Consider the following 13,247-nt stretch of genomic DNA (forward strand, 5'->3'; position numbering starts at 1 on the left):
CTTTCATTGACGCTGCGTTAACAATGCCGGGAGTCGCGACGCCTGTCGATGCAATTTACAATATGATTCGCGCGTCCCGACCACGCGGAACTTGCGCTTTCGCGCCGTGTGGCGGGCGTCGTGTCACATGAGTGTCAGTTTATGAATCTCGGCGCGCAAATGCGCAAGGCCCTCGCCCTTTTCCGAGGAGGTCGCGATGATCTCCGGATAGGCGGCCGGTCGCTTGGCGATGGCTTTCGCGGTGTCCTGCATGACGCGTTGCAGCTGGCCGGGCTTGATCTTGTCCGCCTTGGTCAGCACGAGCTGATAGCTCACCGCCGCACGGTCGAGCAGGCTCAGCACCTCCAGATCGTTCGCCTTCAACCCGTGCCGGCTGTCGATCAGTACGAAGACGCGGCGCAGCCGCGCCCGACCCTGCAGATAGGTGTAGACCAGATCGGTCCAGGCCTCGACCAGGGCCTTGGGCGCCTGGGCGTAGCCGTAGCCCGGCATGTCGACCAGCGCGAGCGGCGCCTCGGGCGCGCCGAAGTAGTTGAGCATCTGCGTGCGGCCCGGGGTGTTGGAGGTGCGCGCCAGCCCCTTCACCCCGGTGAGCGCGTTGATCAGGCTGGACTTGCCGACGTTCGAGCGCCCGGCGAAGGCGACCTCGACGAGGCCTTCCTCCGGCAGCTGATCGAGCCTTGCGACGCTGGTGACGAAGCCCCAGGGCTTGCGGAAGAGCAGCCGTCCGGCCTCGATCTCTTCTTCGCTCGGGGCCTTGGCGCCGTCGCGATCCTCGGTGTTGGTCATTTCGGGTTCGTTCCTGAAGCGCTCATGTGAATGCAGTCGGTAGATGGATGCAGGCGGTAAAGACAGGCGGCAAAGACAGGCGGCAGATACGGCCGGCCGGGAGATGCGCTCAGCCTGCGCAGGCCCTCAGCCGGGCGAGATCGGTGCCGCGAATGGCGTCGAGATTGCGGGTGATGCGCTCGACCGGCCAGTTCCACCAGGCGATCTCCAGCAGCGCCGCGATCGTGGCATCGTCGAAGCGGTATCGCACAACCCGCGCCGGGTTGCCAGCGACCACGGCGTAGGCCGGGACGTCAGAGCCGACCACCGCGTGGGCGCCGACGATGGCGCCGTCGCCGATGGTCACGCCGGGCAGGAACGTCGCGTTGCGGCCGATCCACACGTCGTTGCCGACCGTCGTGTCGCCACGCAGACCCGCCTCGAGCCCCGACAGGTCGGCCCCCGTCTCCCATCCCGCGCCGAAGATGTTGAACGGGTAGGTGGTGAAGCCGCTCATGTCGTGGTTCGCGCCGTTCATGATGAAGGTCGCGCCGCTCGCCAGCGCGCAGAACCGGCCGATCACCAGACGGTCGCCGACGAAGTCGAAGTGATAGAGGACGTTGCGGTCCTCGAACTCCGCCGCGTGCTCCGGGTCGTGATAGTAGGTGTAGTCGCCCACCTCGATGGTCGCGCGGGTGATGACCGTCTTGAGAAACACCGTGTGCTGCGCGCCGGCGAAGGGGTGACGCGTGTCGGGATCGGGGCCGTGCATGTCTGTCTCCTCCTTCGCGCCCGGAACCTTCACGCGGGCGGGGCCAACGCAAAACCCCGGGGGCCGGCCCCGGGGTTCGATGATTGCGTGGAAGCGGTGCGCCGTCGGGCATGGAGGCCCGACGCGGCTCAGCTCTTTTCGGCCTTCTTGCGGCTGAACATCCCCTTGAGATTGTCCCACAATTCGATCTTCACGCCCTGCCGGCGCATGATCACATACTGCTGCAGGATCGACAGGAAGTTGTTCCAGGCCCAGTAGATCACGAGACCGGCCGGGAAGGACGCCAGCATGAAGGTGAACAGCACCGGCATCCAGGTGAAGATCATCTGCTGGGTCGGGTCCGGCGGGGCCGGGTTCATCTTCATCTGCACGAACATCGTGATGCCCATGATGATCGGCCAGATGCCGAGCATCAGAAGCTGCGGCGGGTCCCAGGGGATCAGCCCGAACAGGTTGAACAGCGAGGTCGGATCGGGCGCGGAAAGATCCTGGATCCAGCCGAAGAAGGGCGCGTGCCGCATCTCGATGGTGACGAACAGCACCTTGTAGAGCGCGAAGAACACCGGGATCTGGATCAGCACCGGCAGACAGCCCGCCAGCGGATTGATCTTCTCCTTCTTGTACAGCTCCATCAGCGCCTGTTGCTGCTTCTGCTTGTCGTCCTTGTAGCGGTCGCGGATCTCCGTCATCTGCGGCTGCACGAGCTTCATCTTGCTCATGGAGACGTAGGACTTGTTGGCGAGCGGGAAGAACACCGCCTTGATGCCGACCGTGACGAGCAGGATCGCGACGCCGAAGTTGCCGACCAGATGGAACAGCCAGTCGATGGCGTGGAACAGCGGCTTGGTCAGGAAGTAGAACCAGCCCCAGTCGATCAGGAGCTCGAACTGCTTGATGCCGAGCTCCGCCTCATAGGCGTCGATCCGGTTGGTCTCCTTGGCGCCGGCGAAAAGCCGCGAGGTCGCGGACGCCGTGGCGCCCGGCTCGACGACCATCGGATCGCCGAGGAAGTCGGCCTGGAAGTTGTCGCTGCGCGGCGCGTAGGAGAACTGCGGCTGAAACCCGGTGCCCGGCGTCGGGACGAGGGCGGCGGCCCAATACTTGTCGGTGATGCCGATCCAGCCGTCGGAGACCTTCGGCGGGCGGATGCGCCCCTCTTCCTGAAGATCGTCGTAGTCGACCTCGCTCAGGCCTTCCTCGCCGAAGACCCCGATCAGGCCCTCGTGGAGAATGTAGAAGCCGGTCGTCTCCGGCGTTCCGGTGCGCGCGATCAAACCATAAGGGTAGAGCTGCACCGCCGCGTCGGTGGTGTTGCGCACGCGCTGTTCGACGGTGAACATGTAGTTCTCGTCGATCGCGATCTCGCGCTCGAAGACGAGGCCGGCGCCATTGTCCCAGGTCAGCGTGACCGGCGTTTCCGGCGTCAGGCGCGCGTCGGCCGGGGCCTGCCAGCGGGTGGTCGCATCCGGCAGCGCGATGTCCGCGCCCGGATCCGCGGTCAGGCCGAACTCGGCGTAATAGGGCTTGGCGCTGCCGCGCGGCGAGAACAGCACGATGGTCGGGCTGTCGGGGTCGACCGTCTCGCGGTAGTCCTTCAGATGCAGGTCGTCGAGCCGCGCGCCGGTGAGATTGATCGACCCGTCGACGCGCGGCGTGTCGATCGGCAAGCGGGCGTTCTCGGCGAGCGCCGTGTCGCGCTCGACCGGCGCGCCCGGCACGGCCGCGTCGCCGGCGCCCGGCACCGATCCGGCGGGTCCGCCCGCGCTCGGGGCGCCACCTTCGGCCTCCGGCACGGGGGCGGAGGAGCCGTCCGCCGCCATCTCGCTGGTCTGCTGCTCCGCCTGTTGCCGTTGGCGCTCGATCTGCGGCTGCGCGTAGAAATACTGCCATCCCAGAAGAACGATCAGGGACAGAACGATAGCCAGGATCGTGTTGCGGTTATCGGCCATTTTCGGCGGTCACCCTCGGTTTTTCGCAGCGGAGAATGGTTGGTCCCGGCGGTCCTTGCCGCGCCGGTCGTGGCGCCTGCGCGGCTCGTCCGACGGGGCGGTCGGCGTCGTGGCCAGGCAGTGGGCGAGGTCGCGCACGAGCGCCTCGAAGTCCTGGCTGAGCGCGGCCCGTCGACCGATCAGGACATAATCAACGTCGGCGCGCGCCTTGCGGCGCGTCGCGCGCACGGCCGCGCGCAAGCGGCGGCGGATGCGGTTGCGTTCCACCGCATTGCCGACCTTCTTGGTGACCGTGTAGCCGATCCGGGCCGGGCCGTCGCGTTCGGCCGCCTGCAACACGAAAGCGCGCCGAGCGCACCGTCCGCCTTTGGCGACGGCCAGGAACTCGGCGCGTTTCTTCAACGTCGGCAGGGTCGCGGGCTGCGGTGCCTGGAACACGACGGTCTCCTTCGCCCCAGCCCGATCAGTCGCCCGCTCAGGCGCTCAGCCGCTTGCGCCCCTTGGCCCGGCGGCGGGCGATGAGCTGGCGGCCGTTCTTGGTCGCCATGCGGGCCCGGAAGCCGTGACGGCGCTTGCGGACGAGACGGCTCGGCTGAAATGTGCGCTTCATTGTACCTTCCCGCGCGCGAGGGGCGCGCGGCCCTGATTGTCGAATTGTCTGGTGATCCGTATCGCGGTTCTTGCGCAACCACAAACGCCGTAACCGCAAACGCCATCGGACGCCGCAATACCGGCACGACCGGATTTCGCAGGCTTATACGGGTGTGCCCCAGCGAAGTCAACGACAAGCGGTGCGGCACGGCGCGCCTTTGCCCCCGGGCTGCGCCACACGCGCGGGTGAGCCGCCATCACGTCCGGGTGACGCCCTTGCACCGGCGTATCACTTCCCGGTGAGAGGGGGCGAATCCCCGTTTCGGATGCCGGACAGGACGCATAGGGTCCAGCGTCTGGAACGCAATGTCGCGGACGGTCGGGGGCTCCCGGCATCGGCGACGCAGGAAACCGGGTACGGGAGCGGGCACGGACCATGCGGACACGCAAAGCGCAGAGACTGCAAGACGACCGGGGCGGGGCGGTGCGGCCGAGCCGGCGCGCGCTGATCCTCGGCGCCGGCGCGCTCCTTCTGGCGCGGCCCCGTCCGGCGCGGGCGCAGGCGCCGTCGCACGCCGCCTTCACCGATCTCCTGCAGCGCTACGTGGTGCCCGGGCGCGACGGGCTGAACCGGGTGCGCTACGCCGCCTTTCAGGCGTCGAGCCGGCCCGCGCTCGACCGCTACATCGCCGATCTTTCGCAAACGCGCGTCGATGCCCTGCCGCCGGCCGACGCCTATGCCTTCTGGGTCAACCTCTACAATGCGGTGACGCTGCAGGTGGTTCTTGCGCATTATCCCGTCGCCTCGATCCGCGACATCGACCTCGGCGGCGGGTTCTTTTCCCGCGGGCCGTGGAAGAAGGACCTCGTCTCCGTGGGCGGGCAGGGGCTGTCGCTCGACGACATCGAGCACGGCATCCTGCGCAAGCACTATTCGGACCCGCGCGTGCATTACGCGGTCAACTGCGCCTCCATCGGCTGTCCGAATCTGGCGACGCGGGCCTACACCGGCGCCGACCTGGAGCGCATGCTGGACGACGGCGCCCGCGCCTTCGTCAATCATCCGCGCGGGGTGCGCGTGGAGCGCCGGGGCATTCGCGCCTCGCGCATCTACAGCTGGTTCTCGGAGGATTTCGGGACCGAACGGCAGTTGCTCCGCCACTGGTCTCGCCATGCCGCGCCGCAGTTGCGCGCCGATCTCGCCGACGCGCGCGGCATCGCGGGCTATGACTACGACTGGGGGCTGAACGATGCGAACTGACCGCGACTGTCCGTCCGCCGGCGCGCCGGGCGTCGAACGGGCCGAACGGGTCGAACGGGAAGAGGGTGAGATGACCGACCGCACGCCGCAGGACGCGCCGGCAAAAGCCGTCTGGCGGCGCTGGCTGCCGCTCGGCGTCATCGTCTGCGTGATGGGGCTCGGCTATGCGCTCGGCTGGCACGAGGCGCTCAGCCTGTCGAACCTGATCCGCGAGCGCGCGGCGCTCTCCGCCTTCGTCGCCGACAATCTGATCCTCGCGGCATTCGCCTATGTGGCGATCTACATTGTCGCCGTCGCCCTGTCCTTTCCCGGCGCCTCCTTCATCACCATCCTCGGCGGCTTCCTGTTCGGCTGGGCGCTCGGCGGCGGGCTGACGGCGATCGGGGCGACGCTCGGCGCCGGTGCGATCTTCCTCGCCGCCCGTTCCTCGCTCGGTACGACGCTGAAGGTGCGCGCCGGGCCGTTCCTGACGCGCCTGTCCGCCGGCTTTCGCGAGGATGCCTTCCACTACCTGCTGTTCCTGCGGCTGGCGCCGATCTTCCCCTTCTGGCTCGTGAACATCGCGCCGGCGATCTTTCACATGCCGCTGCGGCCCTATCTGGTCGCGACCTTCGTCGGCATCCTGCCCGGCACCTTCGCCTATGCCTTCATCGGCGCCGGGCTCGACAGCGTGATCGCGGCGCAGGAGATCGCCAATCCGGGCTGCGCCGCCGCCGGCACCTGCCGGATCGACCTCTCCGCGCTCGTCACCACCGAACTCGTGCTGGCCTTTGCCGCTCTCGGCCTCGCCGCGCTGATCCCCGTGCTGGTGCGCAAGTGGCGCGCGCGCCGCCACACGCCCCGCGCCTGAAGGCAGCGGGGCCGCGCCCCGTCCATCGCTCTCGCCCCGTCCGCGTCCCGCCTCGAGGAGATGTCCATGCCCCGTGTCCTGACCCCCGACATCTGCGTGATCGGCGCCGGCTCGGGCGGCCTCTCGGTCGCCGCCGCCGCCGCCGCCTTCGGCGTCGAGGTCGTCCTCGTGGAGAAGGGCCGGATGGGCGGCGACTGCCTCAACTACGGCTGCGTGCCCTCCAAGGCGCTGATTGCCGCCGGCAAGGCCGCGCATACGGCCGGGCATGCGACCACCTTCGGCGTGTCGGTCCCGCGCGTCGATGTCGACTTTCAGACCGTGCACGATCACGTGCATTCGGTGATCGCGGCCATCGCGCCGCATGATTCGGTCGAGCGCTTCGAGGGGCTGGGCGTCACGGTCATCCAGGACGCGGGGCGGTTCACCGATCCCGACACGGTGGTCGCCGGCGACACGGAGATCCGCGCCCGGCGCTTTGTCGTGGCGACCGGGTCGTCGCCGGCCGTGCCGCCGATCCCCGGGCTCGACGCCGTGCCGTATTTCACCAACGAGACGATCTTCGAGCGCACGACCTGCCCGGAGCACCTCGTCGTCGTCGGCGGCGGGCCGATCGGGCTCGAGCTCGCCCAGGCCCACCGCCGCCTCGGCGCGAAGGTGACGGTGATCGAGGCGCTGCGCGCGCTCGCGAAGGAGCCGGAGGATCTGGCGGCCATCGTGCTCGAGCGGTTGCGCGGGGAGGGCATCGAGATCCTTCAGGAGACCAAGGTCACGGGCGTGTCCGGCACCGCCGGCGCACTCTGCGTGACGGTGGAGGATGCTGCTGGCACGCGGGAGATCGCGGGCTCGGACCTGCTGGTGGCGGCCGGGCGCACACCCAATCTCGACGGTCTGGGGCTGGAGGCGGCCGGCATTCGCGTCACCAGGGCCGGGATCAAGGTCGGCGCGGACCTGCGCACCTCCAACCGCCGTGTCTATGCCATCGGCGATGTCGCCGGCGGCCTGCAGTTCACCCATGTCGCGGGCTATCACGCCGGCATCGTGATCCGCGCGCTGCTGTTCCGCCTGCCGGCGAAGGAAGACCGCGCGATCCTGCCCTGGGTGACCTTCACCGATCCCGAGATCGGCCATGTCGGCCTCACCGAGGCGCAGGCCCGCACCCGCTTCGGCAAACATCACGTCAAGGTGCTGGAGGCCCCGTTTTCCGGCAACGACCGGGCGCAGGCCGAGCGCCGGACCGCGGGGCTGGTGCGTCTGGTGGTGGCGAAGCGCGGGCGGATCGTCGGCGCGGATGTCGTCGGGCCGTCGGCCGGAGAGATCGTCAACCTGCTGTCGCTCGCCGTTTCGCGCAAGCTGACGGCCCGCGATCTCGCCGGATTCGTCTCGCCCTATCCCTCGCTGTCGGAAGCGGTTCGACGGGCGGCGATTTCCTATTATGCTGACGGGGCGAAGAATCCCTGGGTCCGGCGTCTCGTGCGGCTGCTGGCGCGTTTCGGCTGACCCGGTCCAGCGCGCCCGAACCGGGGCGCGCCCACGGGAGGCGGAACGAGTGACGCGAGGCGCTGGGGCTGACCCGCCATCGGACGACGCCGGGACGGCTTACAAGGCGTCCCCCCAAACGTCCCCAGAGGCGTCTGGAGGGACGTCGCGCGCGGCGGCCGGCGGCGCGGGCGCCCCGGCGGAGCACGGCACGCGGGCCCGGCGCAAGCGCTGGGGCGGCCTGTCGGGCAAGCTCCTGTTGCTGACCGTGCTCTTCGTGATGCTCAGCGAAGTGCTGATCTTCGTGCCCTCGATCGCCAACTTCCGCAACACCTGGCTGAACGACAAGCTGACCATCTCCGGCGTCGCGGCGAGCATTCTGGTGGAGAGCGACATGGTGTCGCCGGTGGTGCAGGCCGAACTGCTGCGCGCGACCGGCGCGAGCGCCATTGCGCTCGACGACGGCCAGCGCCGCCGCCTGATCGCCATGGAGGGGGCGCCGGGCGCCATCACCCGCGCCATCGACATGGGCGAGGCCGATGCCCTGTCGTCGATCGTGGAGAGCTTCCAGATCCTGCTCGGCCCCGGCACGGGCACCCTGCGCGTGACCGGCCCCTCGCAGATGGGGCTCGGCGGACGCGTCGACATCGTCATGCCCGAAGCCTTGCTGCGCGATGCGATGCTGGCCTTTTCCGGGCGCATCCTGGCGCTGTCGGCGGTGATTTCCGCGATCACGGCGGCGCTCGTCTATCTGTCGCTGCGCTGGCTCTTCGTGCGCCCCATGCAGCGGCTGACCGAGGCGATGGCCCGCTTCCAGGACAGCCCTGACGATCCCGGCCGTGTGATCGCCCCCTCGAACCGGGCCGACGAGGTGGGCGACGCGGAAAACCGGCTGGCGGACATGCAGACGGCGCTGTCGGCCACGCTGCATCAGCGCAAGCGTCTGGCCGATCTCGGGCTCGCCGTGTCCAAGATCAACCACGACCTGCGCAATCTGCTCGCCTCCGCGCAGCTCTTTTCCGAACGTCTCGAACAGGTCGCCGACCCCACGGTGCAGCGTCTGGCGCCGAAGATCGTCGCGACGCTCGACCGTGCGGTGGGCTACACCCAGTCGGTGCTGGACTACGGCAGCGCGCGCGAGGCGCCGCTGGAACGCCGGCTCGTCCGCCTCGATGTGATCGTGCGCGACGTGGTCGACGTCCTGTCGCTGTCGACGCGCGCCGACATCGACTTCGAGATCGACGTGCCCCCCGATACCGAAATCGACGCCGATCCCGAACATCTCTTCCGCATCCTGATGAATCTGGGCCGCAACGCCGTGCAGGTTCTGGAGACCGGGGGCGACGCGGCCGTCGTCCGGCGGCTGCGGATCGCGGCAACCTGCACCCCGCAAGGTGCGACGATCCTCGTGAGCGACACGGGGCCGGGGATCCCGGCGGCGATCCGCGACCGGCTGTTCCATCCCTTCCAGTCGGCGGCCAAGCGCGGCGGCACGGGACTGGGTCTCGCCATCGCGGCGGAACTCGTGCGCGGCCACGGCGGAACGATCCGGCTCGTCGACGCGGAGACGCCGGGCGCGACCTTCGAGATCCGACTCCTGGCGCGCGGGGCGCGGCAGGGCACACCCCCCGCTGCCGCAGCGCCGGCCGACGAGACGGCGACGGCCCGGCTTCAGGTTCTGCGCGCACCGGCGCGCGACCGGGCCGGCAGGGACGCCGGCGGGCGGGCCGGGGGGCAAGGCGGGCATGGATGACCGCCCGCGCCCCGTCGACAGAACCTTGCCGACAGCGGCTTATCAACAGGCATGGGGCCTGTGTGCGAAAAATGACAAAAACCGTTCGCGGTCGCTTGCAATCCATGTGGGACCGGAGTAGAGGTAGCGCCCTGTTCGGGGGCGGTCACCGCCGGCCGGACACACCGCCGCAAGCGTCCAGCCCAACCGGGCCTTTCAAGGATGCGAGCGGTCTTGGCAAGCACCGGTAGCTCAGCTGGATAGAGCACCAGACTACGAATCTGGGGGTCGGGAGTTCGAATCTTCCCCGGTGCGCCATTTCCCCCGAAGCCACCCGGTTGAAGAAATCCATCCGGTTGAAGAACGCGAAACGCGGCCGATTTCCGCATCGATGTGATGCTGCGATCGAGACCCGTTTCGATCCCCTCCGCCTTCGAAGCGGGGTGGCTGCACCGCTTGCACCAGCCACCAGAGACCACCCGGGCCGCCGCGCTGTCCTGGCTGCGGCCGGTTATCTGGTGTGCGTCGTGAAAGACCTGATTGCGCGCGGTCTAGAAGCGCTCCACGACGATCTTGCCCTTTGCGGCGCCGGTTTCGACACGGCGATGCGCCTCGCGAATGTTGGCGGCATTGATCGGCGAAAGGACGTCGGCAATCGTTGTGCACAGGCACCCAGCGTCAATCTCACCGGCCACCCATGACAAGAGTTTGTACCGCTCGATCATGTCCGACGTCTGGTGGGTGGACGTGGCGAACATGAACTCCCAATGGACGCTTGCCGCCTTCGTCTTCATTCCGGCCATCGGCATCGGCTGGTCGGTGTCTTCGATCGAGACGATGGCGCCCCGCGGCTTGATGAGTTCGACGGCAGCGTTCCAGTGACGGATGTCCTTGAAGATCGCGACATGGTCGACAAACCCGAACCCGGCAGCGTAAACCTGCGGGGGGAAGCGGCTCGCGGTGGTTGACGACATGATCGGCGCCGAGATCCGTGACCCAGGCGGCCGTCTCGGGGCGCGACGCCGCGACGACGACGGTGAGGCCGGCGTGTTTGGCCAACTGAATTCCGATGGAGCCGACACCGCCGGCGCCTGCGATGATCAGGATCGATCTGCCCTTGTCGGCGCCGTCGCGATCGATCTTCAGCCGGTCGAAGCACGCGTCATACGCAGTAATCGTCGTCAGCGGCAATGCCGCCGCTTCCGCGAAGTCGAGCGATCCCGGCTTCCGGCCGACGATGCGTTCGTCGACCGGATGGAATTCCTGGTTCGTGCCCGGTCGCGTGATGTCGCCGGCGTAGTAGACCTCGTCGCCGACCTTGAAGAGCGTCGCATCCGGGCCGACCGCCTCGACGACGCCGGCCGCGTCATAGCCGATGACGCGCGGCTCGTGTTCGACCTTGTCCTTGGGCGAGCGGACCTTGACGTCGACCGGATTGATGGCGACGGCCTTGACCGCGACGAGGAGGTCGCGGCCTTGAGGTCTCGGTTTTCCGGATCGAGATCGAGGAAAGCATTCGGATTGGAGACGGGCAGATAGCGGGTCAGGCCAACGGCTCTCATCGGAATACTCCACTTGCGATTGTGCGCGGATCAGTGGGCGAACTCGACCGTGACAAAAGTGAGCTGGGTTGTGCCGATATTGGTGAGATCGTGGACGAACGCTGTATCGGGCGAGAGGTCGGGAAAGCATTTCGTCTCGCCTGCCTTGTAGTCGTGTTCGACGATCCGGCCGTCGCCATAACGTGCAAGGCCTTTGCCATCAGTCAGCACGGTCCAGAGATACGGACGGTCGTGCCGGTGCGCCGGGATCGTCTCGCCTGGTCGCAGGATCAGGTGCCAGACGCGCATGCCGGCCTCGGCCAGCACCACCCTTGTGCCGATGCGGTCGTTGTCGCGGCCCGCGGCGATTTCGCCGGCGTCAAGCGGCGCGCTCATGTTGCCTGCTCCAGCGCCGGATAGGTGGTGTAGCCGTCCTCCGTGCCGCCGAACAACGTTTCCGGATCGAAGCTCGCAAGCGGCAGATTCTCGCGGAAGCGGCGGGGCAGGTCCGGGTTGGCGATGAACGGGCGTGCAAAGCAGACGAGATCGGCGTAGCCGTCGGCGATGATCTTCTCGCCACGTTCCTTGGTGTATTTGCCGGCGACGACGATCTTGCCGGAGAAGGCGTTGCGCAGCTCCCGGCGAAAGCTCTCCGGCGTCACCGGCGCGTCGTCCCAGTCGGCTTCGGCCAGGTGAATGTAGGCGAGACCCATGCGATCGAGTTCGCGGGCCAGGGCGAGGATCGTGGCGGGCGCTTCGTCGTCGTTCATGTTGCGCTGGGTGATGAAGGGCGAGAAGCGGATGCCGGTGCGCTGTGCGCCGATCTGGCCGGCCACCGCCTCGGCCACCTCGACGGCGAAGCGGATGCGGTTATTGCGGTTGCCGCCATATCGGTCGGCGCGATGGTTCGATGAACGCCGCAGGAACGCATCGATCAGGTAGCCGTTGGCGCCGTGGATTTCCGCGCCGTCGAAGCCGGCTGATTTCGCATTGCCGGCGGCCTTGCCAAACTGATCGACCACGCCGGATATCTCGGACGTCATCAGGGCGCGCGGCACGGGACAGGGGACCATCCCGCCCTGACCGGTCGCCGGATCGACAACCCACACGCTGGCGTCGGGCGCCAGCGCCGACGGCGCGACAGGCAGACCGTCGACATGAAAGCTCGGATGACTCATCCGGCCGACATGCCAGAGTTGCGAGACGATGCGGCCGCCTGCCGCGTGGACCGCGTCGGTGACCTTCTTCCAGCCCTCGACCTGCTCTGGCGCGTGGATGCCGGGTGTGAAGGAATAACCCTGGCCTTGCTGCGAAACCTGGGTGGCCTCGGTGACGATCATCGCCGCCGATGCGCGCTGCGCGTAGTAGGTCGCCATCATGGCAGTGGGCACGTTGCCGGGCTGGGCCGAGCGCGAGCGTGTCATCGGCGCCATGGCAATGCGATGCGGCAGCGCGATATCGCCGAGCGAGAGAGGGGTGAACAGCGGACTATCGGACATTGTCGTTCTCTCCGTACCGGAATCAGGTGATGAGCGCGCCACCCTCGACGTCGATGACGCTGCCGGTGACGAAGGGGTTGTCGATGGCGAAAAGATAAGCGGCGGCAAGATCTTGCGGCTGGCCATGGGCGCCGGCCGGCAGGGTTGCGGCGGCGCGCGCGAGCATGGCCTTGCGTGCGTCATCGGCCATGCCGGCATAGGCTTCGGTGTCGGTCAGGCCCGGGCTTATGACGTTGACCCGGATCGGCGAAAGCTCGCGCGCCAGGACTTTCGCCACGGCTTCCAGCGCCGCGTTCATGGCGGTCTTCACATAGGCTCCGGGAACCGCGCGGCGGGCCAGAAAGCCCGAGGTCAAGGTGATCGTTCCACCCTTGCGGACATGCGGAGCGGCCGCCCGAACGGCGGCGATCGCGCCCCAGAACTTGACGTCGAAGGCAGCCCGTGCCGCCTCGAGCGAAACATCGGTCACCTTGCCGCCCGGCGCTTGAGACCCGGCGGTTACAATCACATGGTCGATTGTGCCGAACCGTTCGAACCAGGCCTCGACGATGGCGTCATCGGCGATGTCGAGCCCGGTCTTGCGGCTGGCGATCTCGACGCGGCCGGGCCGCTGCGACAACGCATCGGCGACCGCCTTGCCGATGCCGCTCGTGCCGCCAATGACCACGGAAACGGTTTGATCGGTAAAGCGCATCGACGTCCTCCTCGGGAACGGTTTCGCGAAATGACGGCTTCGAGCAGCGGATCTCCGGAGGCGCGGAAGATCGCCCGCCGCGGGGGGGGGTGCCAGAGAGGTCCGTCGTCGAAT

General features: G+C 68.0%; 12 protein-coding genes, 1 tRNA gene and 1 pseudogene. 5 read left to right on the plus strand and 9 right to left on the minus strand.

Annotated features, from left to right (window positions below):
- Positions 1 to 123: 123 nt before the first annotated feature.
- From yihA to rpmH, 5 genes are all read right to left on the minus strand, one after another.
- Positions 124 to 789, minus strand: coding sequence for a ribosome biogenesis GTP-binding protein YihA/YsxC (gene yihA, locus ABL312_RS00405; RefSeq protein ID WP_349359396.1), 666 nt, complete (start codon positions 787 to 789; stop codon positions 124 to 126).
- A gap of 109 nt (positions 790 to 898) precedes the next feature.
- On the minus strand, positions 899 to 1,540 hold the full coding sequence (locus ABL312_RS00410; protein ID WP_349359397.1) for a CatB-related O-acetyltransferase: 642 nt from the start codon (positions 1,538 to 1,540) through the stop codon (positions 899 to 901).
- Positions 1,541 to 1,668: 128 nt separating this feature from the next.
- Positions 1,669 to 3,489: a membrane protein insertase YidC gene (yidC, locus tag ABL312_RS00415; RefSeq protein ID WP_349359398.1), complete on the minus strand. Its 1,821-nt coding sequence runs from the start codon at positions 3,487 to 3,489 to the stop codon at positions 1,669 to 1,671.
- A gap of 9 nt (positions 3,490 to 3,498) precedes the next feature.
- The gene (gene rnpA / locus ABL312_RS00420; RefSeq protein ID WP_349359399.1) at positions 3,499 to 3,927 is read right to left on the minus strand and encodes a ribonuclease P protein component; all 429 of its coding nucleotides are present in this window, start codon (positions 3,925 to 3,927) and stop codon (positions 3,499 to 3,501) included.
- Positions 3,928 to 3,964: 37 nt separating this feature from the next.
- Complete coding sequence (gene rpmH, locus ABL312_RS00425) at positions 3,965 to 4,099, minus strand: 50S ribosomal protein L34 (protein ID WP_349359400.1); 135 nt, start codon at positions 4,097 to 4,099, stop codon at positions 3,965 to 3,967.
- Positions 4,100 to 4,516: 417 nt separating this feature from the next.
- Here rpmH and ABL312_RS00430 point away from each other — a divergent pair, with 417 nt between their 5' ends.
- The 5 genes from ABL312_RS00430 to ABL312_RS00450 all read left to right on the plus strand — a co-directional run bounded on the left by ABL312_RS00430 (position 4,517) and on the right by ABL312_RS00450 (position 9,717).
- Positions 4,517 to 5,341 carry a DUF547 domain-containing protein gene (locus ABL312_RS00430; RefSeq protein WP_349359401.1) on the plus strand — a complete coding sequence of 275 codons (825 nt, stop codon included), beginning with the start codon at positions 4,517 to 4,519 and terminating at the stop codon, positions 5,339 to 5,341.
- A 70-nt stretch (positions 5,342 to 5,411) separates the two neighbouring features.
- A complete protein-coding gene (locus ABL312_RS00435) occupies positions 5,412 to 6,191 on the plus strand; it encodes a TVP38/TMEM64 family protein (RefSeq protein ID WP_349359402.1) in 780 nt (259 codons plus the stop codon).
- A gap of 66 nt (positions 6,192 to 6,257) precedes the next feature.
- Positions 6,258 to 7,688: an FAD-dependent oxidoreductase gene (locus tag ABL312_RS00440; RefSeq protein WP_349359403.1), complete on the plus strand. Its 1,431-nt coding sequence runs from the start codon at positions 6,258 to 6,260 to the stop codon at positions 7,686 to 7,688.
- 49 nt (positions 7,689 to 7,737) lie between these two features.
- On the plus strand, positions 7,738 to 9,420 hold the full coding sequence (locus ABL312_RS00445) for a HAMP domain-containing sensor histidine kinase (protein ID WP_349359404.1): 1,683 nt from the start codon (positions 7,738 to 7,740) through the stop codon (positions 9,418 to 9,420).
- A gap of 220 nt (positions 9,421 to 9,640) precedes the next feature.
- Positions 9,641 to 9,717 (plus strand) — tRNA-Arg (locus ABL312_RS00450).
- A gap of 233 nt (positions 9,718 to 9,950) precedes the next feature.
- On the opposite strand, the pseudogene ABL312_RS20890 reads toward ABL312_RS00450, so the two are convergent.
- From ABL312_RS20890 to ABL312_RS00475, 4 genes and pseudogenes are all read right to left on the minus strand, one after another.
- Positions 9,951 to 10,961 (minus strand): annotated as a pseudogene (locus ABL312_RS20890) (zinc-binding alcohol dehydrogenase family protein).
- Positions 10,962 to 10,991: 30 nt separating this feature from the next.
- Positions 10,992 to 11,336 (minus strand): hypothetical protein, encoded by a 345-nt coding sequence (locus ABL312_RS00465; protein WP_349359406.1) that lies wholly within the window; start codon positions 11,334 to 11,336, stop codon positions 10,992 to 10,994.
- A complete protein-coding gene (locus ABL312_RS00470; protein WP_349359407.1) occupies positions 11,333 to 12,481 on the minus strand; it encodes an alkene reductase in 1,149 nt (382 codons plus the stop codon). The genes ABL312_RS00465 and ABL312_RS00470 overlap by 4 nt, the downstream gene beginning before the upstream one ends.
- Positions 12,462 to 13,133: an SDR family oxidoreductase gene (locus ABL312_RS00475; RefSeq protein WP_349359408.1), complete on the minus strand. Its 672-nt coding sequence runs from the start codon at positions 13,131 to 13,133 to the stop codon at positions 12,462 to 12,464. Before ABL312_RS00475 ends, ABL312_RS00470 begins: the two co-directional genes overlap by 20 nt.
- Positions 13,134 to 13,247 lie beyond the last annotated feature (114 nt).

The organism is Stappia sp., assembly GCF_040110915.1.
GTDB lineage: Bacteria > Pseudomonadota > Alphaproteobacteria > Rhizobiales > Stappiaceae > Stappia.